The sequence below is a fragment of the Mucilaginibacter sp. PPCGB 2223 genome, assembly GCF_001705515.1.
GTDB lineage: Bacteria > Bacteroidota > Bacteroidia > Sphingobacteriales > Sphingobacteriaceae > Mucilaginibacter.
In genome coordinates, this window is the sequence record NZ_MDJS01000001.1 from 1241052 (window position 1) to 1266836 (window position 25785).

Consider the following 25785-nt stretch of genomic DNA (forward strand, 5'->3'; position numbering starts at 1 on the left):
TAAATATCGTTTCGGCCATTGTACATTTGGTCATGAAAAAAGTCATCGAAACCGTTACCCAAACCAGGAAAAGCGCGCTTGAATGCGTGAAAGATTTAACTATCGATCAGCTGAACTATATTCCGGATGGGTTCATCAATAACATAGCCTGGAACCTTGGGCACATGGTAGCTGCCCAGCAGGGCGTTTGCTACAAACGCTCCGGCGATACGCCGATGCATATTACCGATGAGTTTTTTACCATGTTTAAGCCCGGCAGTAAACCCGAGCGGTTTATCACCCGGCAGGAAGTGGATGAGATCGCCAAACTGATGTTCTCAACTCTTGAGCAGTTGGAAACCGATTATCAGAACAATATTTTTGGCCCGCACGCCCCATGGACGACCCGCTACGGAGTAACTATCAATAACCTCGATGAAGCCATTGGCTTTTTACCTTTTCACGAGGGTTTGCATTTTGGCTACATTATGGCCCTGAAACGTGCAGTTAACGCCCTTGCAGATAAAGGCGAACTGATGGAACCCTGAATTTTTTTCATGATAGAAAAGTACAATATCCTGATAAATACGCACAAAAAACGTAGAGTATTGTGATTGAAATTAGGAGGCATTATTCAGCTTTCAATTTTAATACTATTCTACCGTGATCAATAACAACAAACCTAAAGAGATAACGCTCGTTGCCAGCGGCGATTCGCGTATTGCCGCAAACCAAAATTGCTGGCAGGCGCAGGCCGAAATGGAGCAGTTGCTTACCAAAGCAATTGAAAATGCCGGTTATTCGGTTAAACGCGCCCACGCCTATAATGCGGAGAAGAAACATGGCTTTATCGATTCGCAAAAAATGGGTATCGAAGTTTTTAAGACCATCGATCCTGATGCGCCGCTCATCGTTGCCGAAAGTGTCTGGCAATACAGTCACCATGTTTTAGCAGGTTTAACCACGCACAAAGGCCCTATCATCACCGTTGCCAATTGGAGCGGCATGTGGCCGGGTTTGGTTGGGATGCTCAACTTAAACGGCTCGTTAACCAAAGCCGGTGTGTTATACAGCACCATCTGGAGCGAAAAGTTTGACGACAAATTCTTTCTGGATGCCTTAAACGAATGGCTCACCACCGGTAAGATAAAACACGATACCTCGCACGTAAAGGATTACGACCTGGTAAAAATACCGCTCGACGAAGAACAAACCGGGCGTTCATTCGCCAAAAAATTCCGTGCTAACAAAGCTATTATGGGCGTGTTCGACGAAGGCTGCATGGGGATGTACAATGCCATCGTGCCTGACCATTTATTACATCCAACCGGTATTTTTAAAGAGCGATTGAGCCAGTCGGCGCTGTATGCAGCTATGCAACTGGTGAAAGATGAAGAAGCCGAAGCCGCCTTGCAATGGATGCTCGATAAAGGTATGCACTTTAACTGGGGTACCGACGAAAAGAATGAGCTTACCCGCAGCCAAACGCTCGAGCAATGCAAAATGTATATCGCCGCCGGCCGCATGGCCGATTATTTTGGCTGCGATACCATCGGCATACAATACCAGCAGGGTATGAAAGATATAACCGCCACCAGTGACCTGGCCGAGGGCTTGTTCAATAATATTGAGCGCCCTCCGATTTTTGATGAGACGGGTAAAGAAGTCTTCGAAGGGCATGCTATCCCCCACTTTAACGAGGTTGACGAATGCGCCGGTATTGACGCGGTACTGACTTATAAGCTGTGGCAGGAATTAGGTATGAGCGGCGAAAATACGCTGCACGATATCCGCTGGGGTGAGCATTACAAAGGCGATGGTATCGACGATTTTGTATGGGTGTTCCTGATCTCGGGTGCGGTCCCCGCTTCACACCTTATCGGCGGTTATGCCGGCGCTTCCAGCGAACGCCAGCCGCCTATGTTCTTCCCTAAAGGCGGCGGTACTTTAAAAGGTGTCAGCAAACCTGGTAATATTGTTTGGAGCCGGGTTTATGTGATGAACAATGCGCTGCATTGCGATTTAGGTGTGGGCGAAGTTGCCCAATTGCCTGCTGCCGAAACTCAGCGCCGCTGGAATGAAACCACACCGCCATGGCCCATCATGCACGGCATGCTCAAAGGCGTTTCACGCGATCAGCTGATGGCACGTCACCAATCGAACCATATCCACGTAGTATATTGCGATGATGCTGCCACGGCTGTTAAAGCCTGCCGCATCAAAGCCGCTGCGTTTGATGAACTGGGAATCTCTGTCCATCTCTGCGGCGATATCTCATAAAACAAAAAAGGGAAGGCATATTGCCTTCCCTTAAACTTCTTTTTTTGGGTTAATTGCTATTTAGTGGTTTGCTACTTTTTTTGCAGGAACCAATGGTAACAAAATACAAGCAATAACAGCAGCAACTTCTAATACAGTGATCATGTCTTTAATTTTTTTGAGTTTTAATTATTTAATTTTTTCCGGAATAACCCTCATTCTGTCATAGGAGGGGTAACCTGATATGGTAGAATAAGATATTACTCTTCTGACCCGGTAGCCGCTAATAATGTGCCATTGCAAAAGCCATCCCCTTTGTCAAAAAAAAGTCAGCTTTTGAAATTTGCAGATATCCAACAATCACTGGCAAATTTTATCAGCATCTGTAATTTATTTGCGATTCCTCTTTTTTGTCGTGAAAAATCCTCCCAAGAGAGAAATAAAAAGAACTAAATAAAAAATAGCTAAAAAACAGTGTCTGAAAATCAAAAAATCAGTTAAAACTGAAAATTCTGATCATAAAATCATAAAAAAAAGACGAATTCGTCTTTTTCAGCGAATCAAAACACCATTACCGACCATTTTATGAGAAGATTTGAAGAAATTCAAGACTGTCATACAAATAATTGTCGTCGAAAAAATATTTTTGACAATTTGTCACCAAACATGACACACTTTAAATACATGACAAAACAACAGGAATTTTCCTGCCAAAAGCCTGCCAAAAGCACTAACATGGATAAAAAACGGTTACTCTATCGCGATTATAGGGTATGCCAAAATCTGATTACTTACTTACCTTGATGCGCTTTAGCCAGTTGTAAACGTAGCACCCGGCACAGAAACCGGCGAATGCCTCCAGAGAAGCAAATACCAAAACTACCGATGCTAATAGCTTTGCCACTAAAATAAACGTGATGAGAAATGCAATCAGCGTAAGTGATAAAAACAGCAAACCAACCAAAGCTGCAAACTTCTTGGGCGCACGGGCTACAGGTTTGGGTTTTGCACCTGCCTGTTTAACTACCGAACCGCTTGCAATGGCCAGCAAACTGTAATTATTCAGATTTAATACCCGGGCTAAAAAATCGATCAATAAAAAGACGAGTATTGGCCAACTATTCGTCAGCAAGAAACAGGCCGAGAGGACCACAACACAAAATGCAGTTACACGCACTTTATTTTCATCGACCGTTACGCCATCAACCGGGCAAGCTATATTATTATTATTATTATTATTCATAACCAAAAACTGAGGCCAGAAGCGGATTTGAACCGCTGTAAAAGGTTTTGCAGACCTCTGCCTTACCACTCGACCATCTGGCCCTAATAATATCCGGGCGCATCAGCGCCCGGATATCCTGCTTTACAAACTGTTACTAAATGAGGTCAGTCGATTTATTTTCCTGTTTGTCAGGCAGACCGGCGGGTGTTTAAAAACAAGCCCGATTGGTAAACTTCGTCCAAAAGCTTATCTGTGTTTAGTTTGGCGTCGGTGTTCCAGTTGCTGTAACTAAATAATACCTGTCTGTAAGGATTCAAAACAAATGTTGCCAAAAGCGGCACATCGGCATCAACGCCTGAAAATCGCTCCCAAACCGGACTATTTTTGTGATAAATACCAAACTTTTCGGCGAGATTGTGTGCGGCATCGAAATAGAAATTGAGTGTCAGGTTATTTTCCCAGGCAAGCTTTTGCAGTTCAGCACTCCTGTCATCAGTAATTATGACCAGATTGCCGCCATTTGCTCTCACTTCGGTATTGATCCTGTTCATCTCTTTAACAAACTCCAGCCCCTCCTGGCCCCAATGGTGCGAGTAAAAACTTAAAACCAATGGTTTATTCACCAATTGGCGTATGGCCAGGTGATTGTGAGTTTCGGCACCATTAAAAAACTGCTGCCAGGCATTAAAATTATTAGCGAAAGTAAATTGTGATATGGTGGCTCCTGCCCTGACCGGACTGAGCTGACGGTATTTTTTAAGTTGCAACAAAAGCTCGGGTTGTATTTCAACAAGGTCGAAGTCGGGATATTGATAATTCAGAAAAGACATTTTATTTAAATTTTTAGATTAATGAATGTGTGTATTTTGGGGGTTTGCTTTAAATGCAACAACACATTCGGTCAATCCCGCCACAAGCACAACTTAAAAGGTTTTTAAAAATCTGTTTTTTTGATTCCACAATACTCATTGCTTTTGTTTTGATAAAGCAAATGTAAAATAATTTCTATAAAATCTATAGACATTATATATTTTATTAAGAAAAAAATCAATATTACACTTAACTAACTGATTATTTGACAGTTATTTTTTCCAATGCAAATAGATATATTTGTCTGCAGCAGAGTTATGGATTTGAAACAAGCCGAACGTATATCAAAAGCTTTAGCCGACCCCTATCGCTTACGTATTATAGAAGCAGTACAAAGTAAGGGCGATTGGTTTCCGTACACTACAGTGCTTGGTATGCTTAACCTGGCACAATCGACCATATCGCACCACATCAGGCAACTAACGGATACTGGTTTATTGCTTGCGCAAAAGCAGGGACGAAATAGCAGTTACAAGGTAAATAAAGAGCTTTTTACTGCGTATATCAGTTATCTGAACCGTTTTAAAGAATAAAGCACATGCTGCTTCCATTCCTGAGTTGTTCTTTACCGTCTAATTGATCGCACCTTAATGTTTTTGAAATAAATTAAAATGAGTTTTTGAAATTCGTCTGTTTTTGCGTAAAATTGCAGCCTCGTTAAAAAAACGATGAATAACCGCGCCTATAGCTCAGTCGGTTAGAGTAGAAGACTCATAATCTTTTGGTCCCTGGTTCGAGCCCAGGTGGGCGCACTGAAAGTGATTTATCAAGAATCACAAACCCTCAAAATAGCTTATTTTGAGGGTTTTTTCATTTTTTTACCCCGGTGCGCTAAAAATGGAGTACGCCCAAAATTACTATGTCACCCCAACGCTACCTCATTAGATTTTTAGAGCAGTATTATACCATTTTCAATTCGTCCTGCCCTTTTCGTCTTCCGCACCGCCGTTGTTGTGATCTCGCTTGCGGGCGTTGGCCTGTTTACCAAAACGGTAAGAAAAAGCCAGGCCGATACGGCGGATATCTGTTTCCTTAGTGGAAAATGCCGCTACCCGATCAATGCCGATCGTTTGCGATTGAGACCGGTTGAATGTATTGAGCAGATCGTTTATGGTAAGCGTGAACGAACCCTGACCTTTTAACATATTCTTCCGTAAAGCAGCACTGATGTTGTAGACACTACTGTTGGCAGCCTGTTGCCCGAAACTTTGCTTACCTGGGAAAAAGCCATCCAGTTCGGCGCTCCAATCCGGCCCGATCCTGAACTCGTTGGATGTTTCGATCTCGTGGATATTGGTCCGCTGGTCGACCCGGACGCCTTGCGCGCTCCCTTTATTGATGATATAGATAAGCACTGCATTAGCATGAAGTGTCCACCATTTCAGCGGGTCGAACGAAACATACGGAACGAAAGCGAAATTTTGATTGTTGATGAAATTATAAGGACGGGTAATCAAAACATTGCCCAAGGCTTGTGTAAGCAACTGTGCCTGGTTATTGCCCCAACCATAGCCGGCGCTGATGCTGACATACTGCCGGAAATTATATTGCAGGCCGAAACCATTAGTTGGTGTGGGTACAAGTGCCAGGTTACCGGTAGTATACGAATACTGGTCGCGGTAAAATAAGAAAGGGTTAAGTTGCTGATAACCGGGGCGTCTGATCTTTTGAGAATAACTCAGCGTCAGTCGACTATGTCCGGCGCTATCCAGTTTATAAGAAAGATACACAGAGGGGAACACATTGGTATAATGCCGTGTAAAGACAGAGTCTGCTGTCAGGATATTGCCAAACTGGTGCCCGGAAGCATTGGTGTTTTCCAACCGCAACCCGGCCTGAAAGCCCAGCTGTTTCCAACTCTTCTTCAAATTGAGGTAAACAGCATTGATATTTTCGGCATATCGAAAACGATTGCTTTTGCTATAATCAGGTTGATTAACCGAACTGCTTTGATTGAACCAGTTAAGCGCGTTATCGTTGATCACCATACTCGACTTTATACCCGCAGTAAATTCGGCTTTACCTGATAAAGGATGTGTAAAATCCGATTTGGCGGCATAAATGCGTGTATTACCCGGCGTGAGAAATATACGCTGCTGTATGCCGGAAAGGACGCCGCCTGCCTGGTAACTGGTTAAGTCTGACTGCTGATTGCCATCTGCATCCAGGTACACTGCATCCAGATCGGCTGTTACCTGGGTGCCCTGCTTGTCGAACTTGTGCAGCAGGTTCAGGTTCAGATTGATATTTTGCGAAGTATATTGCCCGTCGGTATTCCCCGTCGCCGATGAGTCGGGCAACTGGTTATTGCCGTGCATCTGGTTCGTATAACTTAGCCGGTCGTTTTTGGGGCGGGTATTACCAGTTAGCATCAGCCCAAATGTTGTATTTGGCCTTGAAAAATCCAGGCCCACCCGGCCGTTAAAGCCATTACTGGACTGGTGGTAAAAGCTATTTTGCGTGGTATGGTTGTTTAGCGAACCATCCGGGTTATCAAAAAAGCGTGAGTAACTCTCGGCACTGTAATTTTGGTCAAGGCTGTAGCTCAAATTACCGAACAGGTTAAAATTACTATTATGATAGTTCAGATTAAGCGCATTGTTGCTTCGCGCATATTTGCCCTGGTTATAGGCCAATGAAATGCCGCCGTTAAAACCTTGGGCACGATTCTTTTTCAGGATGATATTGATCACCGCACCGCCTGTAGCATCATATTGGGCCGGCGGATTAGTGATGAGTTCAAATTGGTCAAGCATCCCGGCCGGCAGCGAGCGAAGATAAGCCGCCAGGTCGGCACCGCTCATATAAGTAGGCCGCCCGTCTATCAGCACCAATACATTACGTTTGCCGTTCAGGCTGATGTCGTCGTTCAGGTCGACCATTACGCCGGGGCTTTTCGACAGGGCTTCCAAAGCATTGCCCCCCGAGGCGCTCAGCATGGCATCTACATTAACTATCGTGCGATCGATGCGTTGTTCAATCAATGGCTTTTTAGCCGAAATGGTGATCTCTTTAAGTGATTGCCGCTGATTCGGTTGTAAAATTATTGCAGGCAATGCCAGGGATGGTTGTGTTTTACTGATCATCAGTTGCCTGAGATCAAAAGTGTAATAACCCACGCAGGTAACCCGCAGAACGTAGTTACCTTCGGCCAACCGTTCAAAAATAAAGGCGCCGCTCTGCCCGGCTATCCGGGTTTGACGTATGGTGGTATCTGTTTGTGCACAAAGGATGACCGTTGCCCCTGCAAGTGGTGTATGCTTGGGGTCAACAACTGTTCCGTTGATATGGCCATTCCCCAGCTGGGCCAGAACAGGCCGGTTAAACAGCATCATAAACAATACAAGCAATGGCAATCTGGTTTTCATTGAAATTAAAATTTATCCTGAAGCTGCATGGCAGACAACGGAGATCAAAATCTGAGGGACAGACAGGATGAATGTGATGGCGAAATCCTTTTTATGGCTGACGGATCGCTTAGTCACCTTTTTTACCGGTTTGGTCACCCAAAATAGTCTTTCCAAACACCTTGCTTGATTATTGGCCGCATTTGCCGAAATTTAGATCGTGGTTACAATACAGGAGTTCATCAGCAATAAATGGAAACGGCATCTCTTATTTTGCCTGGCAATTGTGGTCATTTTTGGCCTTGGTGTTTTTTTGCTGCACGCAGGCAGGTTTCCATTAACCATGTCAAGCCGTGTGTTTAACAATTGCTGCTTCTTTGTCCTGTATGTCTATGCCGGTCGGTGGCTCTGCACCCGTTATTACATCCGGGGGCGTTTAACAGCCTTTTCATTGTACTGTGTTACCACATTATTTGGCCTGTTATTCGCCGATCTTCTGCTCACCAGGTATATGCTGGGCTTCCCTAATGCAGACTTCCTGGAAATGATGTATGGTTATCTAACCTTTTTCGCATGCGGAATGATCGCTGGCATTTTGCTGAAGCTGATCAGTTTCTCTATGCAAAAAGAGTTAAGCGAAGCCCGGGCTAAAGCCGAGCAAAAAGAAAGCGAGCTTGGGCTTTTGCAGGCGCAACTGAGTCCTCATTTTCTGTTCAACGTGCTCAATAACCTGTACGGTATCTCCATAGCAGAGCATGAGCGGGTGCCACCATTGCTGCTCAAACTGTCGGCTTTGCTGCGCTACTCGGTTTATGGCGCAAAAAAAATATGGGTACCGCTAAAGGATGAATTGGAGTACCTGGAAAATTTTATCACTTTCGAACAGATACGGATAAGCGACCGGCTGACACTGCAAAAAGAACTGCCTGTAGTCAGCGATCCCAACATTCAAATAGCCCCGATGGTATTGATCATTTTCGTTGAGAATGCTTTTAAGCACGCAAAAGGCACTACCGAACGGCAAATATACATAACCATATCCCTGAAACTGACTGATAGGCTAATCATCCTTGAAGTTTCCAATAGCTTTCAGCACCAGGTCCCGCCAAACGAACTGGAAGATGAAGATTCGGGTTTAGGGCTGACCAATACCACCAGGCGGCTGAACCTGTTGTACGGTGATGATCACCGGTTAACACAGTACAGCCAGGATGATCGTTACTATGTTAAACTGCAAATCCCGGTAATCTATGGCTGAACCTATCAAATGCATTATTGTCGATGATGAACCGGTGGCACGTTCCATTATCCGGAACTACTGCAGCCATTTGCCTTTTTTAAACGTGATGGCTGAGTTTGGAAACGCACTGGATGTTAAAGCTCATTTAACGACGCAAGCGGTCGACCTGATCTTTCTGGACATCAATATGCCCGTATTGAATGGCATCGGTTTTATGCAAACCTTAAAAAAAGTTCCGTTAGTGATCTTTACTACAGCCTATGAAGAATACGCAGTTAAGGCTTTCGATCTCGATGCCATAGACTACCTGCTTAAGCCTTTTTCGCTGGAACGGTTTATCATAGCTGTGGATAAAGTGCGTGAGAAATTGGGCCGAAGCTCTGAAATGAAAACGGCTATGACTGTTGAAAGCACCAGGGATACATTTTTTATCCGCTGCGAGAACAGGATATACCAGTTAGTTTATGACGATTGCCTTTTTTTTGAAGCGCAGGGCAATTATACCAAGGTTGTAACTGTGCAACAGCAGTACATAACTAAAACAACATTCTCCGCGCTTATCCGCGATTTGCCTGGCCAAGCTTTTTTGCGTGTACACCGCTCTTTTGTGGTTAATCGCAACCGTATCAGCCATATCGCTGGCGGCTGTGTATATATCGGTAGTTTTGAGATCCCGATTGCATCCACGCACCGGGCAGCTTTTCTCCGGGCCATTGGCATTGGCTGATTTAGTTATAGCTGGCCTGAGGCGAGTGTAATATCTATTCCGGTTCATACAGCGTTACACGAGCTCACATAAACTTTACTATTACATTGGACATTCCGGAATGCCTTCATAAAAGTTGCCAATTACGACCGGTATTTTTCAATTACCGGCCCTGTTTTGCTCCTCCGCAGACCCCGACCTGTTTTGCGTTTTAGTTAGTTTGCCGCTGCCGAACCGATAACTGAAAGTTATACTAACCGATCTGGTGTAAAAATAGGAGTAACCATACTGGTTTAGGTTTTGGTAATGATCAGTGGCACCTCGGCTTTCACTATTCAGCACATTATTCGCATTGATGGTGACCGAACCCTGGTCGTGAATCAGCTTTTGCTTGAGCGCCAGGTTTAATGTGGCATAGGCGCCAAACACAGAACCGACGAACTGGCGTCTGGACTCATATTCAAAATCGGCTTCCGCAGATAGGTTATCGCTGCAGCGGAAGCTGTTATTGCTGACCAGGTCGATGGTGGCGAAGCCAGGGTCGTCCAGGCTGAAACCATCTGCGCTGCCATTAAACAGGTTTTGATAGATGGTGATCGTGGTATTGGTAGTCAGCCATTTGAACGGTTCGTGGTTGTAACTGAAGTCTACATTCCAGGAGTGCGCCCCCTGTACGTTGGTGGGCCTGCGCGTAATTGTCGTTTTGTTCGAATCGAGATAATACAGCGTGCGCAGGTAATTGCGGTCGATGTCATAAGCTGCGGTAACAAAAAAACGATTTCGCCACGACCAGGTGAGTTCCGAATGCCAGTTCAGGTCGGGTTTCAGATTGGGGTTTCCCTCAAAATAGATCGTTGACGATAAGGGGCGCCTGAAGGGTACCAGCTCGTGATAATCGGGCCGGTCAACCCGCCTTCCGAATTGGAAATTTACTGTGTTATGGTCATTCAATTTGTAATTCAGAAATACCGTCGGAAACAATTCGAAATAATGCTGATCTACCGAGGCGTTCGTATACAATTGCTGGCCTTTCATTACTGTTTGCTCGGTACGCAGGCCTGCCTGCACGGTCAGCTTTTGGAATTGTCTGTTAAAATTGACATACCCGGCATTGATGTTTTCGCTGCTGATGTTATTATCGCCCAATGCCGGATCAACCACACTTTGTATTCCCAACTGGTGATAATAAGTGCTGTTGTTAAAAGCTTTCACATAGCTGGATTTTAGCCCTGTTTCCAGTTTGCCATTACCTGGTAAAGGTTGAGCATAATCAACCCTGGCGCCAAAAATGTGCAATGTTCTCGACTCGTCGATAAATACCTTGTCTTGACCTGTAAAACTCCCTGACGGATCATAATTCAGTGCTGTATTGTGCTGACCGGGCTCGTACAGATAGCCGGAGTAATCAGCATCTGCTGACCATTGCCTGCCAGCCGTGTCCGGTTTATGCAGTAACTGTAACCCTGTGGTGAAATTTAATGGTTTATCGGCGTTCAGGGCCGAGAAGTTTTCGCTTCCTGTTGGATTCAAATGACCATCTGCGACGGTCATCACCGAAGTTAAATGATTACTATATCTTCGGTCGGATATGCTTCCCGATAATGTTAATGTGGTGTTTTTAGAAAGGTACAGGTCAAGCCCGCCAGAAGAGTTATAGGCTTTATTAACCGTTATGCCTGTGTTGGTGGAGACCTGTTCGGCGGTTAATATGCTACCGTTCAGGATATCGCTGGTGACGTTACTAACGTTGAGCCCTTTATTGCAGCCATAGCTGTTATTCAAATAAAGGTTGTACCGGTTGGTTTTGTAATTGAGCACCAGTCCGCTTTTATACCAACTGAAATACCCCTGACCGAAAGTGCCGGTAACGCTACCATTCAAGCCGCTCTTATTATTCTTTTTCCTGATCAGGTTAATAATACCGCCGGTACCTTCGGCATCATACTTTGCCGATGGGTTAGTCATAATCTCGATCTGCCGAATGTCGGAGGATGGCATATTGGTCAGGAGGTTAGCCAGGTCGTCTGCAGATAACCAGGTGGTTTTACCGTCGATAGTGATATTGACGCCCGATTTCCCGTTCAGGGTGATCTGCCCGTCGGAGCTAACCTGCACACCTGGCAGCTTCTTCAACAACTCCAGCGCATTCGTTCCGGTATTAGCGATGTTTTGTTCCACATGCACCACCGTTTTGTCGATCTGCTTTTCGATAAGAGGCGCCTGCGCTTTTACCGAAACTTCGTTAAGCAGGGTTGATGAGAGGTTCAGGAGCAATACCCCCACGTCCGTAACAGAATCTGCCGGGCCGATGACGAGGCCGGCTTTAACAACCGGCTGGTAGCCCAACAGATCAGCACGGAGCACATAATGACCACGGGGCAAGTTGTTGAAACTGAAATTCCCCGACGGATTGGTCAATTCAATTTTGTAGACAACCGTGTCAGGCAATTTTTTTAGCCTGATAACAACGGATGGCAAGGGCGATCGCATTTCATCGGTCACCCTGCCTTTAATTACACCCTGTGCACTGGATAAAACCGGGTAAAGGATAGCAGCAAATAGCAATAATGGTACTTTCATGGTTCGATAATAGCCGGCAAAACGATAGGAAAAGTTCGGGGCCTTTATACAAGCGCAATACGCCTGTATACAGGTAGTTTTGACAGACCAATACGCTCAGTGGACCAAGCTGCACGATTCAGGGGGCGATTTTGCCTTTCCGTCGACGAATGCGGACGGAAACGAACAATTGATTATACTTGTTTGATGAGTTTACCCGACAGGTTGTTACATTTTCATCAGCGGTACCGCTGGCTGAGCCACCTGATCTTCTGGCTGGTCTACCTGCTTATTGGCGTCAGTTCCAGCAAATACCGCGACGGCAAACAGGGCACCTACGGCTTTGAGTTTACCAGCGACGCCTTATACATGTCGGCAGAGATGATTTTTGCCTATGCATTAGCTTATTTTGTTGTTCCTCAGTTTATTGACCATAAAAGGTACCTGCTCTCCGTAGCCGGATTCCTGGTGTCGGGTTACGCATCCTGTGTAGCCGGGCGCATTTTTATCGTCAAAATATGCGAACCCCTTGCCGGGATTGCCCCGAAGGCTTTTGAAACCTACCGGGAAATAATGACGGATTTCCCAAAATTGCTGTACAACTATTTTTTTGACATGATGGCTACCGCGGCCATCTTCGTATTCTTTAAAATACTAAAAGATCAGCTCATCGTGCAAAAGCGGGCACTGACGCTGGAAAAAGAAAAGGCCGAGACCGAATTAAAACTATTGAAGACCCAGCTCAATCCGCATTTCCTGTTCAATACGCTGAATAACATCTATTCGCTTTCCTTTACCTCGTCGCCGGTCACTTCCGAATCCATCGCCCGCCTGGCCGATATATTGGATCATATGCTATACCGCTGCAATACGCCTTATGTATCCTTATCTGCCGAAATCGACCTTATTAAAAACTATATCGAGCTGGAAAAGTTGCGCTATGATGAGCGCCTTACCGTCAAATTCAAAACAAACATCGGTAAGCCGATGGCTATTGCCCCGCTGATCCTGCTTTCACTGGTAGAAAATGCGTTCAAGCATGGGGCGAGCGATGATACCGGTGCGCCGGTTATCGATATCTGTCTGACGACCTGCGAGGAAAGATTTATCTTTAAAATATCCAATACGGTAACTCATCAAAACGGTCCTGCTACCGGGCAGCCCGGCGAAAGAATAGGCCTGAATAACCTGCGGCGGCAACTGGACCTGATCTACGGAAAGGATTATACGCTTGGTGTGACACGTATAGATGGGTATTTTACAGTGGAACTAATTATCCGGAACTGTTAAAAATGAAAAAGATCCGATGCATATTGGTTGACGATGAACCGCTGGCTATTGCACTGCTGCAAAAGCATATTGAGCAGCTTGATTTTATGGAGGTGGCGGGCACCTGCCCCAACGCGTTGAAGGCGCTGGAGACCTTGAAGAAAGCCGAGGTTGACCTGATGTTCCTCGATATCAGGATGCCGGCCATTAACGGAATGGATTTTTTAAGAATGCTCCGGAACCCACCTAAGGTGATCATCACAACCGCCTACCGCGAATATGCTTTGGATGGTTATGACCTGGATATTATTGATTATCTGCTGAAGCCGATCACCTTCGAGCGGTTTTTTAAAGCCATCGAACGTTACCTGCGGAACGCCAATGTTGCCATCCTGCCTGCCCCGGACGAACCATCAGCCATTTACGTTAAGTCGGGCCACCGGACCGTCCGGATCAACACCAGTGATATGCTGTACCTCGAAAGCCTGAAGGATTATGTAAAGATCGTTACAACGAGTGAAACAATCACCGCAAAATACAGGATCAGCGATATGGAAGCCGAGCTTTCGAACAAAGGCTTTTTGCGTATTCACCGCTCGTTTATCGTTAACCTGAAATATATTTCGGCCTTTACTGCAAATGATGTAGAGATTGGTAAGATCGAACTGCCGATTGGCGATAGTTACAAAGCGATGGTGACAAAACTGCTAAAGGGAAGCTGATCTCGGGTTATTTATTTAAATTATTTAAATAAAACTAAGCTCGTAGCGATGGGCTCCCCCTTGTTGCCGGTCGTTTTCAATACCTCTTTGGCGATCTCGGTCGCTTTATCCCGCAATTTGGGTTGGTTCTTATAAGATGGCGGGTAATCTCCGTTGTATCAAGGCATAAGTTCTTTTTCTTAGGTAACACTGTTCCCTTGATTTTGTTCAATATCTTTGGGCGATGGAGCAACTGATCCGCTACGTACAACAGGTTTTGCCGCTGAGCCCGGCGAAGGCGACAGCGCTGGTGGCCCGGTTCAAACCGGTGGTCTTCGAAAAGAACAGTTATCTCCTGCAGGCCGGGCAAATCTGTAACACCTACTATTTTATCGAAACCGGCATCTTGCGGGCGTATGCCTATGATCTGGAAGGCAACGAGGTCACGACTGCCTTTTTCTCTGAAAACTCTTTCGCCAGCGACCTGCTTTCTTTTTTTCAGCGGGAACCCTCGCGCGAATACATCCAGGCGCTCAGCGATTGCCGGACCTGGGCGCTCAGTTATGATGATATGCAGGAAAACTTTCACAGCCTGCCGGAGTTCCGCGAGTTCGGCCGTCTGAAGATCGTTGCCAGTTATGGTCAGTTGAAAGGGCGAATGTTGTCCATGCTTCAGGAAACCGCCGAGGAACGATATGCCGGCCTGTTGAAAAACAGCCCCGGACTGTTCCGGCAGGTACCCCTAAAATATATTGCTTCCTACCTTGGTATTACCGATTCCACGCTCAGCCGCCTGCGTAAGGCTTCAGTCAAAAAATAACAGCAACGCATTTCTTGCCTTTTGTCAAGTGGAATTGGCCGGAATTCAGGTTCCTTTGATCCGTATTTAATCCCGATCAGTATGAACTTACATTATTCCCACATGCCCGTATGGACGATCGTCCTATTTATTCCCGTCTTCCTGTACTGCATTTATTACCTGAGCCGGCCGGTCAAACAGGCGGCGCTCGACGCCGGCCTCACGCCTCAAAAAGCACAAAATATACAGACCGGGATCGTCCTGTTCTATTTCCTGTACCTGGCCTATGCTTCGACCCTCGCCTTACTGGGCGCGATGGATCTTAATGCCCTGCCGCCAAGAGCTATGCTCTATGCCGGCATCCCTTTAGCTATCTTCCTGTTTGCTTTTGTCGGTAGCAGGAAATTATATAAAAAGTTGTTGCAAGCCATCAGCCTGGAGGCGCTGGTTCGTTTGCATATCTTCCGGCTGGCTGGCGCTTTTTTTATTTTGATGTATGCTTATCACACCTTGCCGGCCCGCTTTGCCTTTTTTGCCGGACTGGGCGACATGATCACCGCCGTTTTTGCTTTTCCTGTTGCCCGGATGGTCCGGACGCAGCAACACGGCTGGAAGATAGCTCTGCGTGTCTGGAACCTGTTCGGGATCATGGATATTGTCGACCTGCTTACCGTTGCAGTTCTGACCGGCGCAGACGGCAACCTGCGGGAGATGGCTGTATTTCCCTACGTCTGGTTCCCGGCATTTGCCCCGGCAACGATCTTATTTTTACATGCAGCGGTATACCGGAAGTTAGGTCTTCGTTCAGCAATTAATTAGCTAACGGCCAATACCTGTTCGATACCTTATCTAATTTAATCATGAGGCATCGATGAAATTTGACCAGGCGAATAACCGTATTGCTTTTTGAACGCAAACGAAAAATGGGAAAGATCCTCAAAGCCGGTATCGAGATAAACCTCCGAGGGTTTGCGGTGCTGTTCCGACAACTGGTAATGCGCCAGTTCCAGCCGCTTCCGGGTCAGCCAGCGTCCGGGTGAACTATTGAAAGCCATCCTAAAATCTTTTTTGAAAGTAGTCAGGCTTCTGCCTGTCAGATAGCCGAATTTTTCCAGAGGGAGGTTGAACCGGAAGTTATGTTCCATAAAGTTAGCCAGGTCAAGTTTTCCAGGTTTCTCGAAATAACCCAGCAGCCCGTCGGCAGCCGGATTCACCGCACGCAGCACCCGGATCGCTTCTTCCACTTTAAATGCCGCGATATCCGCAGGCAGCGAATCTGCCAGTTCAAAGTAAGGGTCCAAAGAATTGAACAGGCTTTTTAGTAAGGGATGGTCAGCAAAAATCACCGGCTCCTGGCTGCGCGGAGCCAGCGGTTGGATGTTTTGGTAGTAAGGTGCCAACCGGTCTTTGCAGAAGACGATAGAGATTGCCACACACGGCTCATCGTTCAGCGGCAGCTTGCTCATCCGCGCCAACTGGTCGCGCGGGAGCAGTGCTGTATCACCCGCGAAGAAGCGAAAGCTGCGGTCCGCTGCCATGATCCGCATTTCGCCCGAAATGACCCGCACCAGCGCAGGCTGCGACAGTATCAGCTCCCGGCTGTAATGCACTTCCTTCTTACAGGAAACAAAAACTTCAGCAACTTCCATCAGCCCGCAATTTACAACAAATTCAAACGAATCAGGCTTTCGGCAGCGGCGACAATGGCCTCCTCTGCGGAACGCGGTTTCCAGCCCAATGTGTTGATCGCTTTGGCGCTGGTCAGGTTCATTGGAATACCCAATAAGGGAATCATGCTTTTCACCATCGGGTCTTTCAATGCGGCTATACGCAACAGGATATTGGGCAATTGTTTAGCTTTTACTTTATGAGCAGCTTTACCCAGGTTGGCTTTCAAGATATTCGCCACTTCCATCAGCCAGATGCTTTCGCCTCCGGTGGCGATAAAACGTTCGCCTTTCGCTTTTGGATCCAGCATGGCCCGCAGGTGCAGGTCGGCTACATCGCGTACATCCACAAAACAGGCGTTGATCTTCGGACAGCCGGCCATTTTACCAGTGAGCAGGTTTTTGATCAGATAAATGGAATGCGAGTAGTCAGGACCCAGTACCGGCCCCATCACGGCTGCAGGGTTGACCACTGACAATTCCAGGCTGCCGCCTTCGCGCGCCATAAATTCCCAGGCCGCTTGCTCCGCCAGTGTTTTGGATTTCTGATAAGCCGGGGCATGGGTGGTATCCGTCCAGACCGTCTCATCGTAAGGCTTGGTTTGCCTCGGGTGGCCGTAGACAATAGCACCGATCGCCGAGGTGAGGACCATGCGCGATACGCCCGCATCCCGCGAGGCGCGCAATACCCGCAATACGCCTTCCCGTGCCGGTATGATCATTTCGTCCTCATGCTTAAAATCCAATTTCGGTGTCGGTGAGGCCACATGCATCACGTAGGCGCAGCCTTTTACTGCTTCGTCCCAGTTCGTATCGTTCGACAGGTCAGCCTGGATAAAGCCGAGGCGCTCCCTGGCTTCCACGCCGCCTTCATGCAGCATCGACCGGACCGCTGTTTCACGGCTGAGGTCGCGTAAAGTTGTCCTCACCCGGTAGCCGGCATTTAACAATTGCAGGATGCAATGCGCGGCAATAAAGCCGCCGCCACCCGTTACCAATACTAATTGCTCATTATTTGAATTCGTGTTCATCTTTTAAATATTTGATGACACAAAGTTCGGTTGAAACTCAGCCCGCTATTTTGTTTAAAAGGCGCAATGTGCTTTGTTTAAAAGTCGGATTTTGCTGAAATCCTGACAGCCAAAACTGAAAATTTTTCAGATTTTCCTGGTTGGCACGCAGCTTGAAAAAAGTTTTTTGAACATGCGTTCTTAGTTTTTAATTAATACCATTCGTAACAATCATTAAATTTATTTAAGGAGGAAAGACCTATGACATTGGTTAAATTTAATCCCGCAAAACAAAACAACAGTTCATTATTGCCAGGCTTTAACGACGTTTTCGATTCCATCTTCAACGACACCTTTTTCAATGACCGTATGACCAGCCGCGTACCCGCAGCCAACGTCAGCGAAAGCGAAGACCATTACCATGTGGAACTGGCCGCGCCCGGCCTGAAAAAGGAGGACTTTAAACTTAACCTGGAACGCAACGTGCTCAACATTTCGGTGGAACAGCAAAACGAAAACAGCAACACCCAAAAGAATTACAGCAAACGCGAATACAGCTACAGCTCCTGGGTGCGTTCGTTCACCCTGCCCGAAAGCGCCGATGCCGAGCAGATCGAAGCTGCCTATACCGATGGTGTGCTGAAGATCGATATTGCCAAACGAGAAGAGGCGAAAGTTATACGCCGCCAGATCGACATCAAATAATTCAAAGTTTACAAAACAAATCAAAGCCCCTTACCCAAGGGGCTTTTTTTGAATAGCCATGAACAGCAATTTTGATATCCTGATCAGTTTTCGCACGCCTTCCGGGTTTAAGGTCTGCGCGCAATATTTCCTCGGCCGGGATCCTGAACTGGCCGAAACGGTGTTCGCCGGTTTGTCGGGCAAGGACGACATCAGCGATAACGCCGTGCTGCACCTGGACCTGGTGGAAACCAGGGACGAACTGCCTGTAAAGGTAAAAACCATCGGTTGCAGGCTCAGTGAACTTTGCGCCAACTGCCAGCACATCACCCGTGAGCTCTTCCGGGCCAATGCCATCAGCGCCGGAGAAGACCACCCTTTTTGAAATATGGCCTGCAGTATTATTTTTTCAGGTCGTATGCTTCACGAAGCCATTGCATCAATTCGTCATCTACATCGGCCGGACTGGTCAATTTGATAGTATGATGAAAGCGGCTGGCCGAGGCTTGCTCTACTTTCTGCACTCTCGGGTTCGTCAATTGATAGTTGAGGTGGACTTCGAGATTGATCGTTTTTTTCCGGATGTACACACCGGCAAAGCCAAACGGTTACCCAAATGGATGCTTGTTTTCTTGGGTTCTATCCTGACTGGTCCAAATTTGTGTAAGCCGCTGATCAGTTTTTCGTAGATCTCCGCGACAATTGGCTCCTTACCTTCCAAGTGTGTTAACTCAGTATATTCCATGATATTATGCCGTCAACTATGCAAACATAAAAAATTTAACCTTAGCGCCAGCCTAATGCCGGAGCTACATACTCCAGAATAGCCGATAATATATGGATATTATGATCTACGCCCAGGGTATTCGGTATGGTCAACAATAGGGTGTCTGCTTCCTGTATCGCTTCGTCCTGCGCCAGCTCTTTGATCAACTGATCCGGTTCGGCAGCATAACTCCTGCCGAATACCGCCCGTTGTGTAGGCTCGATATAACCAAAACTGTCGGCTGATTTGCCTTGCTGCCCGAAGTAATACCGGTCCTGGTCGTTGACTAACGCAAAAATGGAACGGCTGACCGAAACCCGCGCTTCGCGTTGGTGCCCTGCTTTTTTCCACGCTTCTTTGTATAGGCGGATCTGTTTGGCCTGCTGTATATGTAGCGGTTCACCGCTTTCATCAAATTTCAGCGTAGAACTTTGCAGGTGCATCCCGTTCTCGGCTGCCCAAACGGCCGTAGCATTGGAAGCAGCGCCCCACCAGATGCGTTCGCGCAAACCTTCCGAATACGGTTCTAAACGTAACAGGCCCGGCGGGTTTGGGAACATGGGGTTCGGGTTGGGCGTGGCAAAGCCGATCCCGTTCAGCCGCTGCAGGAATTGCAGCGCATGGCGGCGGCCCATCTCAGCATCGGTCTCTCCTTCCAGCGGCTCGTAACCGAAATAACGCCAGCCTTCGATCACTTGTTCCGGCGAACCGCGGCTGATGCCCAATTGTAAGCGGCCACCCGAAATAAGATCCGCCGCGCCGGCATCTTCTACCATATACAGCGGGTTCTCGTAACGCATATCGATCACGCCGGTACCGATCTCGATCTTGCTGGTCTTGGCGCCGATCGCAGAAAGCAAGGGAAAAGGCGAGGCCAGTTGGCGGGCAAAATGATGCACCCGGAAATAAGCGCCGTCCAAGCCCAACTGCTCAGCTGCCACGGCCAGGTCAATGGACTGCAATAAGGTGTCGCTTGCGTTGCGGGTTCTGTAAGCCGGGTGATCGGACCAATGCCCGAAGGAAAGAAATCCTATTTTCTTCATATGCAAAGGTAAATAACCTTAATTAGTATTCGTATCACGGTTTTGTCGAAATAGTACTGACAGGGCGCGTGATCAAACTCTTGGCCGGATGTGCTTTCTGCGGCCAGCCGTTTTTCCGGCCTGACAAGGAGATACCGGCAAGGGCCCCGGCGGTGTAAATTTTGTATATTTTTGATTTTAAACAATTGATAATAAGTTTCTTACAAGGGTATCGTATTGGCCCGATCACGTGAACAAAGGGCCTAATATATTGCTAAGGCGTTTTTTAGTTTAGAGCCTGCCGTATAACTATGACTTATCATAACAAAATGGTAACTTAGAAACTAAAATTTCTGGTCTCCATACTTGGTGTCGTTATTTAATGCATTGAAGATAAATTTCAAGACGTATAGATTTTATGAAAATACTGTTGGTATATCCCGAAATGTATGATTCGTTTTATGCTTTCAGGCATCTTGCTTCTTTAATAGGTAAGAAGGCAGCTTTTCCTCCGCTGGGCTTGTTAACAGTAGCTGCCATGTTGCCTCAAAACTGGGAACGAAAGCTGATCGATTTAAATGTAAAGCCGCTGTCTGATTCGGATATTGAATGGGCCGATCTGGTTTTTCTTTCGGCTATGAATGTGCAGGAAGAGTCGGTACGCAAAATTATCGCGCAATGTAAAAGAAAAAATGCCACTATTGTCGCCGGCGGCCCCTTGTTTACACACGAGCACGAACGTTTTGACGGCATCGATCATTTTGTTTTGAATGAAGCTGAAATTACGCTTCCTCTGTTTCTTGCCGATCTGAGGGAGGGCCAGGCTAAGCCGATCTATAAATCAAATGAGTTTGCCGATGTAAGCCTGACTCCCCTTCCGCAAATGGACCTGATCAATACGAAGGACTACCTGTATGCTATTATACAATTTTCGCGCGGCTGCCCTTACCTGTGCGATTTTTGCGATGTGACAACCCTGTACGGGCGTAAACCCCGTACCAAGTCTGCCGAACGGATCATCGCGGAGCTGGAGTTGATCCGTAAAGCCGGCGGAACTCAGTTAGTGCTGTTTGCTGACGATAATCTGATTGGAAACAAAAAGGTATTAAAATCAGAGCTGCTTCCGGCATTGATCGAATGGCACAACAAAACTAACCCGGGTTTATATTTTATGACACAGCTGACCATCAACTTAGCGGATGACGAGGAAATGATGCGGCTGATGCTTGAGGCGAAATTCAGGAACGTATTTATTGGTATTGAAACCCCGCAGGAAGACAGCCTGAAATTTTCGCTTAAAAATCAAAACCTGAAGCGGGACTTAGTAAGTAACATTCATAAGCTGCATCAGGCAGGCTTTACCGTTTTGGGCGGGTTTATAGTCGGCTTTGATACCGATAAGGAAGATAGCTTTAAAAACCTCATTAACTTTATACAGGAAAGCGGGATCCCTATCCCTATTGTGAATGTATTAAAAGCACCGCCGGGTACTGCTTTGTTTGACAGAATGAAACGCGAGAACAGGCTTTCGCGGCATTTTACCTTTTCGGAAGGGGAAACAAACATTATCCCGACGATGGGGGCCGAGCGCTTAAAAGACGGTTTTTTAGAAGTAATTTCGAGCATTTATCCTCCCGAACACTCCTACAAAAGGGTTAAAACATTTTTCGAGACCCACGAATTTCCTAAAAATGGAGGTGTAAAGGTGAAAGAAAAATATAGTATGTCGGAATTATATCATATCATAAAGGCTATTATAAAACTGGCTGTATTTGATAAAGATGGTAAGTATTACCGGGATCTGTTGCTATGGACATATAAAAACAAACGAAGACATCTCTCTCTGGCTTTTATGTATGGATTGATGCTTTATCAATTGAGAGAAAACTATAACCAAATTGTAACCACACTTTCCAGATCGGCCTCTGAACATGTAGAGCCCGCAGCAGAACAAGCATTGTTAACGGAGGCTGTTTGAGGGCTTTAGTTGCATGGCATTCATCGTGTGCTATATGAAAGATTTTTTAAAGCACGTCAAAAAGCCTTTGGGTTTTACTGAAAGGCTTTTTGTTTTCGGGGCTGCTCTTATCTATAAAGCATCTGGTAGTTTCAAATTATTGTTTACTTTTAATAAATCATTAAACCTCCTGTATTATGAAAAGAAAGATACTGACGGCGCTGACTTTGCTCCTTTCAGCCGGAGCGGCATTTGCATATTTTGCCGGCATAGATGGCAAATGGACCGCCATGCTAAAAGGGCCCGATGGTAATGAATTCCCGATAACCTATACTTTTAAAACAGATGGCGCAACGCTTACAGGTACCGTGACCTCATCGATAGGCAGCTTTGATATTTCGGATGGCATGATGAAAGGCGATAGCTTATGGTTTACCGCTAACATTAATACCATGAAGATTAAAAACAAAGGCAGATACTATGCTGATGGCGATTCGATAAGCCTGCGGGTAGGTACCAGATCGACGCATACTACACTGAAGCGTGCCGCAGATAAATAATTTATTTATTGGGAAACATAGTCCCTATAATATCCTAAGGCCTTAGCATGAATGCGATCATTTCCTCCGATTGGGCATAGCCACTTGATCGCTTCGAATCGTCCATTAAATGATTTCAGATGTTTTCCATACGGATAAATCTGTGTACTTGCCTGCACAACTGATGTTTAACTTACATTATGTGGAATAAAACCCAAATAACCGAACTGTTCGGCATTGATTATCCTATATTACTGGGGCCAATGGGGGCGGGTTTTTCAACCCCGGACCTGGCGGCTGCAGTATCTAACGAAGGTGGACTTGGCAGTTTGGGCGCCTACACTTTTTCGCCGGAGCAGATCAGAGACACCTGTAAAGAGATCGCCGGAAAAACCAGTAAACCTTACAATATCAATCTATGGGTATCTGATGTGGATGCGGGTCTAAAAAATTACCCCTCTGAAAAACTCATCAAAGTGAAGGCGCTTTTTAAACCATACTTTGATGAACTTAGTATTGCAATGCCCGACCTGGATATCAATATACCATCAAAATTTGAAGACCAGGCAGAAGTGATCTTTGAGGCAAAACCGGCGGTTTTTAGTTTTATTTTCGGCATTCCGTCAAAAGAAATTTTTAACGAATGCCGCAGGCTGAACATCAAAACTATGGGCGCCGCCACCACATTAGATGAGGCCTTAGCATTAGAAGAAGCCGGTGTTGACGCCATTGTAGCTGCCGGTTTTGAGGCGGGCGGACACCGACCGTCGTTTTTAAGGCCTGCCTTAGAATCGCTCACCGGAACATTTGCTTTGCTACAGCAGTTAAAATCGCAAATTAAAATACCTGTTATAGCCGCCGGAGGCATTACCGATGGCAAAGGCGTTGCCGCGGCGCTTACATTAGGTGCTGATGCCGTTCAAATCGGTACGGCATTTTTAGCCTGCGACGAGGCTAACGTTGCGCCAGCCCATCGTGCCATGCTCTTATCCGGCAAGGTAAACCATACAGTGCTCTCCAAATCGTTAACAGGTCGTTTCGGCCGCATGATCAGCAATCGCATCGCAGCGGAAGTGGGCAACGAAACCGACGTCCTGCCTTTCCCGTTGCACAACAAGTTTTTAGCACCTTTAAAAGCTGCTGCAATAGCACAGGGTAAAAACGATCTGACCAATTTTTGGTCGGGGCAAAACGCGGGCAATCTCAAACATACCAAAGCTGCCGGATTGATGCAGGCCTTAATCACGGAAACCAATCAAATACTTAGTTGAGAGTAGAATTAATAAAGCCCCGTTCCGGGGCTTTATTAATTCCATAAGTATGTTGACCTATACTGGCGAAATACCGTTTTGTTAGTTTTGCAGCTTATCAAGGATCGGTTTTTCAACAGCTTTTACCTCATCTTTACGCGGCGATAATTGTTCAAATATCTCGATCTCGTTTTGTCCCTTTTTCAACCACTCCGCAGGCAGGTAAACCGTTTGTTGCGGGCCGATACGCCAGTATCTGCCCAGGTTATGACCGTTTACCCAAACAACGCCCTTACCCCAATTGCTCATATCCAGATAGGTATCGGCCACAGTTTGTAAACTGAAAGTGCCTTTCTTAAGAACCGGCGAATCGCCCTGGTAAGTTCCAGATTGGTATTTGATCCCTGTAAGTGTTTTAAATGGCAGGCTATACATGTTCCATCCTTTTAATTCGGCACCATCGAACAAAACTTTCCCGGTAATACCTTTTTTGTTTTGCAACAGGTACTTACCAAAGTTAATCCGGCCAAGATTCTCAACCAATATGTCCAGAGTTACCTTACCGGCGGGTAAAATAACCTGCATACTATCCTGCTTCATACGCCTGTCGAGCGTACCCACTTCTTTACCATTAACCATCACCACCGCATAATCGCGCAGGTCTTTCAGCTTGAGCACTCCGTTTTTGGCGCCGTTGAGGGTTGTACGATAAAGTACAAAACCATAATCCTGGTGAATATCCTCGAACGTTAATGGTACGGGGTTTGCTTGGGGTACTGGTAATATATCTTCCAGCGAGGCGTACCGGTTTAATTTAATGGCTGATATGCTGATAGTGGGCCGGGCTGCGGGCACCGGCGGCAGCTGCGCGCCTTTGGGCAAATGCTTTTCTATAACACCCCTGAATGCCATGAACTTTTCGGTAGGATTGCCGGCTTCATCCAGCGGGGCATCATAATCATAGCTGCTTACCTGTGGTTCGTATGGGGTGTTATCCTTAAAATTGGCACCATTCATAAAACCACGGCTGGTGCCTCCATGAAACATATACATATTGATGGATATGCCATTAGCAAGTACGGAATCAAGTTTGCCGGTGTATTTTACCGCAGGTACAGTATGGTGTGGTGTCCCCCACCAATCAAACCAGGCGGGATACCATTCGGAGATAAAATAAGGACCTTTACCATCGTGGTTTGCATTAACCGTGCGCTTAACTTTCGCCGGGTTATCCTGACCGTTAATACCGGGCAACAAACCGGGGATATGGCCGTCCTTCATCGTATTCATAGGATCGCAGGTGTACAGCAAACCATCAAAGCCGGCATCCTCAAACATCTTTTTGTTGATTTTCATGTATTCCAGGTCGTTGCTGTAAAAGCCATACTCGTTCTCAACCTGTACCATCAGGATATTGCCGCCATGGTTAATCTGGTATGGCGCCAAACGTTTGCCAATTTCCTTAATGTAAGCCTCATATTCCTTAAGATATTGCGGCTCGCGGCTGCGTACAATCAGCCCTTTCTCGTTCTGCAACCAATACGGATAGCCTCCGAATTCCCACTCAGCGCATACATATGGGCTTGGTCGAAGGATGACCCAAAGACCCTCTTCGCGGGCTATTTTTACAAACTCAACAATGTCGTTATTACCTTCAAAGTCAAACTGGCCTTTTTGCGGTTCGTGCAGGTTCCAGAAAACGTAGGTACCGATGGTATTAAGTCCCATGGCCCTGGCCATTTTCATCCTGGCCCGCCAGGCTTCGCGGGGCACACGCGGATAATGCATTTCGCCTGAAATGATCTGGAAAGGCTTGCCATCCAGCAGGAAGGTGCTGTCGCCCAACGCAAAAGTGTGCTTACTTTGTGCAGAAGATGAAGCATGAACAAGGATAAGGGCGCCAGTAATAAGGGCCAGCAGCTTTAGTTTCATATGT

At 46.4% G+C, this 25785-nt stretch carries 23 protein-coding genes and 2 tRNA genes; 15 read left to right on the plus strand and 10 right to left on the minus strand.

Annotated elements, in window-relative coordinates; all coding sequences use genetic code 11:
• Positions 1-32: 32 nt before the first annotated feature.
• Positions 33-527, plus strand: a complete 495-nt coding sequence (locus tag BEL04_RS05335) for a DinB family protein (protein ID WP_066000988.1) — start codon at positions 33-35, stop codon at positions 525-527.
• A gap of 115 nt (positions 528-642) precedes the next feature.
• The gene (locus BEL04_RS05340; protein WP_254659529.1) at positions 643-2259 is read left to right on the plus strand and encodes a fucose isomerase; all 1617 of its coding nucleotides are present in this window, start codon (positions 643-645) and stop codon (positions 2257-2259) included.
• Between the two features lie 766 nt (positions 2260-3025).
• Here BEL04_RS05340 and BEL04_RS05345 read toward each other — a convergent pair.
• The 3 genes from BEL04_RS05345 to BEL04_RS05355 form a co-directional block, all read right to left on the minus strand.
• Positions 3026-3481: a DUF4395 domain-containing protein gene (locus tag BEL04_RS05345; RefSeq protein WP_066000989.1), complete on the minus strand. Its 456-nt coding sequence runs from the start codon at positions 3479-3481 to the stop codon at positions 3026-3028.
• Between the two features lie 12 nt (positions 3482-3493).
• Positions 3494-3564 (minus strand) — tRNA-Cys (locus tag BEL04_RS05350).
• A gap of 87 nt (positions 3565-3651) precedes the next feature.
• Entirely contained in the window at positions 3652-4293 is a 642-nt protein-coding gene (locus tag BEL04_RS05355; protein ID WP_066000991.1) for a redoxin domain-containing protein, read from the minus strand.
• 297 nt (positions 4294-4590) lie between these two features.
• Here BEL04_RS05355 and BEL04_RS05360 point away from each other — a divergent pair, with 297 nt between their 5' ends.
• The gene (locus tag BEL04_RS05360; RefSeq protein WP_066000993.1) at positions 4591-4866 is read left to right on the plus strand and encodes a helix-turn-helix transcriptional regulator; all 276 of its coding nucleotides are present in this window, start codon (positions 4591-4593) and stop codon (positions 4864-4866) included.
• 145 nt (positions 4867-5011) lie between these two features.
• Positions 5012-5085, plus strand: a tRNA-Ile gene (locus BEL04_RS05365).
• Between the two features lie 159 nt (positions 5086-5244).
• On the opposite strand, the gene BEL04_RS05370 is transcribed toward BEL04_RS05365, so the two are convergent.
• Positions 5245-7701: a TonB-dependent receptor domain-containing protein gene (locus BEL04_RS05370; RefSeq protein ID WP_066000995.1), complete on the minus strand. Its 2457-nt coding sequence runs from the start codon at positions 7699-7701 to the stop codon at positions 5245-5247.
• Between the two features lie 199 nt (positions 7702-7900).
• Here BEL04_RS05370 and BEL04_RS05375 point away from each other — a divergent pair, with 199 nt between their 5' ends.
• Positions 7901-8938: a sensor histidine kinase gene (locus BEL04_RS05375; RefSeq protein ID WP_066000998.1), complete on the plus strand. Its 1038-nt coding sequence runs from the start codon at positions 7901-7903 to the stop codon at positions 8936-8938.
• Complete coding sequence (locus BEL04_RS05380) at positions 8931-9647, plus strand: LytTR family DNA-binding domain-containing protein (RefSeq protein ID WP_066001000.1); 717 nt, start codon at positions 8931-8933, stop codon at positions 9645-9647. The genes BEL04_RS05375 and BEL04_RS05380 overlap by 8 nt, the downstream gene beginning before the upstream one ends.
• A 138-nt stretch (positions 9648-9785) precedes the next feature.
• On the opposite strand, the gene BEL04_RS05385 is transcribed toward BEL04_RS05380, so the two are convergent.
• Positions 9786-12206 (minus strand): outer membrane beta-barrel protein, encoded by a 2421-nt coding sequence (locus BEL04_RS05385; protein ID WP_066001002.1) that lies wholly within the window; start codon positions 12204-12206, stop codon positions 9786-9788.
• A 186-nt stretch (positions 12207-12392) separates the two neighbouring features.
• On the opposite strand from BEL04_RS05385, the gene BEL04_RS05390 reads away from it, so the two are divergent.
• From BEL04_RS05390 to BEL04_RS05405, 4 genes are all read left to right on the plus strand, one after another.
• Positions 12393-13475 (plus strand): sensor histidine kinase, encoded by a 1083-nt coding sequence (locus BEL04_RS05390; RefSeq protein WP_083227769.1) that lies wholly within the window; start codon positions 12393-12395, stop codon positions 13473-13475.
• A gap of 2 nt (positions 13476-13477) precedes the next feature.
• Positions 13478-14176 (plus strand): LytTR family DNA-binding domain-containing protein, encoded by a 699-nt coding sequence (locus BEL04_RS05395; RefSeq protein WP_066001005.1) that lies wholly within the window; start codon positions 13478-13480, stop codon positions 14174-14176.
• Positions 14177-14399: 223 nt separating this feature from the next.
• Complete coding sequence (locus BEL04_RS05400; protein WP_066001007.1) at positions 14400-14975, plus strand: Crp/Fnr family transcriptional regulator; 576 nt, start codon at positions 14400-14402, stop codon at positions 14973-14975.
• A gap of 81 nt (positions 14976-15056) precedes the next feature.
• On the plus strand, positions 15057-15773 hold the full coding sequence (locus tag BEL04_RS05405; protein WP_139112924.1) for a hypothetical protein: 717 nt from the start codon (positions 15057-15059) through the stop codon (positions 15771-15773).
• A gap of 35 nt (positions 15774-15808) precedes the next feature.
• Here the strand turns inward: BEL04_RS05405 and BEL04_RS05410 are convergent, their stop codons facing one another.
• Positions 15809-16603, minus strand: a complete 795-nt coding sequence (locus BEL04_RS05410) for an AraC family transcriptional regulator (RefSeq protein ID WP_066001012.1) — start codon at positions 16601-16603, stop codon at positions 15809-15811.
• An 11-nt stretch (positions 16604-16614) separates the two neighbouring features.
• Positions 16615-17652 (minus strand): aldehyde reductase, encoded by a 1038-nt coding sequence (locus BEL04_RS05415; protein ID WP_066001015.1) that lies wholly within the window; start codon positions 17650-17652, stop codon positions 16615-16617.
• A 240-nt stretch (positions 17653-17892) separates the two neighbouring features.
• On the opposite strand from BEL04_RS05415, the gene BEL04_RS05420 reads away from it, so the two are divergent.
• Both BEL04_RS05420 and BEL04_RS05425 read left to right on the plus strand, forming a co-directional pair.
• Positions 17893-18336 (plus strand): Hsp20/alpha crystallin family protein, encoded by a 444-nt coding sequence (locus tag BEL04_RS05420; protein ID WP_066001021.1) that lies wholly within the window; start codon positions 17893-17895, stop codon positions 18334-18336.
• A gap of 58 nt (positions 18337-18394) precedes the next feature.
• Positions 18395-18700, plus strand: a complete 306-nt coding sequence (locus BEL04_RS05425) for a hypothetical protein (protein WP_066001023.1) — start codon at positions 18395-18397, stop codon at positions 18698-18700.
• 16 nt (positions 18701-18716) lie between these two features.
• Here BEL04_RS05425 and BEL04_RS05430 read toward each other — a convergent pair whose 3' ends face one another.
• Both BEL04_RS05430 and BEL04_RS05435 read right to left on the minus strand, forming a co-directional pair.
• On the minus strand, positions 18717-18905 hold the full coding sequence (locus BEL04_RS05430; RefSeq protein ID WP_066001026.1) for a DUF5655 domain-containing protein: 189 nt from the start codon (positions 18903-18905) through the stop codon (positions 18717-18719).
• Positions 18906-19101: 196 nt separating this feature from the next.
• Positions 19102-20124, minus strand: coding sequence for an LLM class flavin-dependent oxidoreductase (locus BEL04_RS05435; protein ID WP_066001028.1), 1023 nt, complete (start codon positions 20122-20124; stop codon positions 19102-19104).
• A gap of 397 nt (positions 20125-20521) precedes the next feature.
• On the opposite strand from BEL04_RS05435, the gene BEL04_RS05440 reads away from it, so the two are divergent.
• The 3 genes from BEL04_RS05440 to BEL04_RS05450 all read left to right on the plus strand — a co-directional run bounded on the left by BEL04_RS05440 (position 20522) and on the right by BEL04_RS05450 (position 23870).
• Positions 20522-22081, plus strand: coding sequence for a B12-binding domain-containing radical SAM protein (locus BEL04_RS05440; protein ID WP_066001030.1), 1560 nt, complete (start codon positions 20522-20524; stop codon positions 22079-22081).
• 176 nt (positions 22082-22257) lie between these two features.
• The gene (locus tag BEL04_RS05445) at positions 22258-22620 is read left to right on the plus strand and encodes a hypothetical protein (protein WP_066001032.1); all 363 of its coding nucleotides are present in this window, start codon (positions 22258-22260) and stop codon (positions 22618-22620) included.
• A 179-nt stretch (positions 22621-22799) separates the two neighbouring features.
• Complete coding sequence (locus BEL04_RS05450; RefSeq protein WP_066001035.1) at positions 22800-23870, plus strand: nitronate monooxygenase family protein; 1071 nt, start codon at positions 22800-22802, stop codon at positions 23868-23870.
• 81 nt (positions 23871-23951) lie between these two features.
• On the opposite strand, the gene BEL04_RS05455 is transcribed toward BEL04_RS05450, so the two are convergent.
• Positions 23952-25781, minus strand: coding sequence for a beta-galactosidase family protein (locus tag BEL04_RS05455; protein WP_066001036.1), 1830 nt, complete (start codon positions 25779-25781; stop codon positions 23952-23954).
• Positions 25782-25785 lie beyond the last annotated feature (4 nt).

Coding starts and splice junctions, on each gene's coding strand:
- BEL04_RS05335 (WP_066000988.1), top strand. CDS start 33: ATGAAAAAAGTCATCGAAACCGTTACCCAAACCAGGAAAAGCGCGCTT.
- BEL04_RS05345 (WP_066000989.1), bottom strand. CDS start 3,481: ATGAATAATAATAATAATAATAATATAGCTTGCCCGGTTGATGGCGTA.
- BEL04_RS05355 (WP_066000991.1), bottom strand. CDS start 4,293: ATGTCTTTTCTGAATTATCAATATCCCGACTTCGACCTTGTTGAAATA.
- BEL04_RS05360 (WP_066000993.1), top strand. CDS start 4,591: ATGGATTTGAAACAAGCCGAACGTATATCAAAAGCTTTAGCCGACCCC.
- BEL04_RS05370 (WP_066000995.1), bottom strand. CDS start 7,701: ATGAAAACCAGATTGCCATTGCTTGTATTGTTTATGATGCTGTTTAAC.
- BEL04_RS05380 (WP_066001000.1), top strand. CDS start 8,931: ATGGCTGAACCTATCAAATGCATTATTGTCGATGATGAACCGGTGGCA.
- BEL04_RS05385 (WP_066001002.1), bottom strand. CDS start 12,206: ATGAAAGTACCATTATTGCTATTTGCTGCTATCCTTTACCCGGTTTTA.
- BEL04_RS05390 (WP_083227769.1), top strand. CDS start 12,393: ATGAGTTTACCCGACAGGTTGTTACATTTTCATCAGCGGTACCGCTGG.
- BEL04_RS05395 (WP_066001005.1), top strand. CDS start 13,478: ATGAAAAAGATCCGATGCATATTGGTTGACGATGAACCGCTGGCTATT.
- BEL04_RS05400 (WP_066001007.1), top strand. CDS start 14,400: ATGGAGCAACTGATCCGCTACGTACAACAGGTTTTGCCGCTGAGCCCG.
- BEL04_RS05405 (WP_139112924.1), top strand. CDS start 15,057: ATGAACTTACATTATTCCCACATGCCCGTATGGACGATCGTCCTATTT.
- BEL04_RS05410 (WP_066001012.1), bottom strand. CDS start 16,603: ATGGAAGTTGCTGAAGTTTTTGTTTCCTGTAAGAAGGAAGTGCATTAC.
- BEL04_RS05415 (WP_066001015.1), bottom strand. CDS start 17,652: ATGAACACGAATTCAAATAATGAGCAATTAGTATTGGTAACGGGTGGC.
- BEL04_RS05420 (WP_066001021.1), top strand. CDS start 17,893: ATGACATTGGTTAAATTTAATCCCGCAAAACAAAACAACAGTTCATTA.
- BEL04_RS05425 (WP_066001023.1), top strand. CDS start 18,395: ATGAACAGCAATTTTGATATCCTGATCAGTTTTCGCACGCCTTCCGGG.
- BEL04_RS05435 (WP_066001028.1), bottom strand. CDS start 20,124: ATGAAGAAAATAGGATTTCTTTCCTTCGGGCATTGGTCCGATCACCCG.
- BEL04_RS05440 (WP_066001030.1), top strand. CDS start 20,522: ATGAAAATACTGTTGGTATATCCCGAAATGTATGATTCGTTTTATGCT.
- BEL04_RS05445 (WP_066001032.1), top strand. CDS start 22,258: ATGAAAAGAAAGATACTGACGGCGCTGACTTTGCTCCTTTCAGCCGGA.
- BEL04_RS05450 (WP_066001035.1), top strand. CDS start 22,800: ATGTGGAATAAAACCCAAATAACCGAACTGTTCGGCATTGATTATCCT.
- BEL04_RS05455 (WP_066001036.1), bottom strand. CDS start 25,781: ATGAAACTAAAGCTGCTGGCCCTTATTACTGGCGCCCTTATCCTTGTT.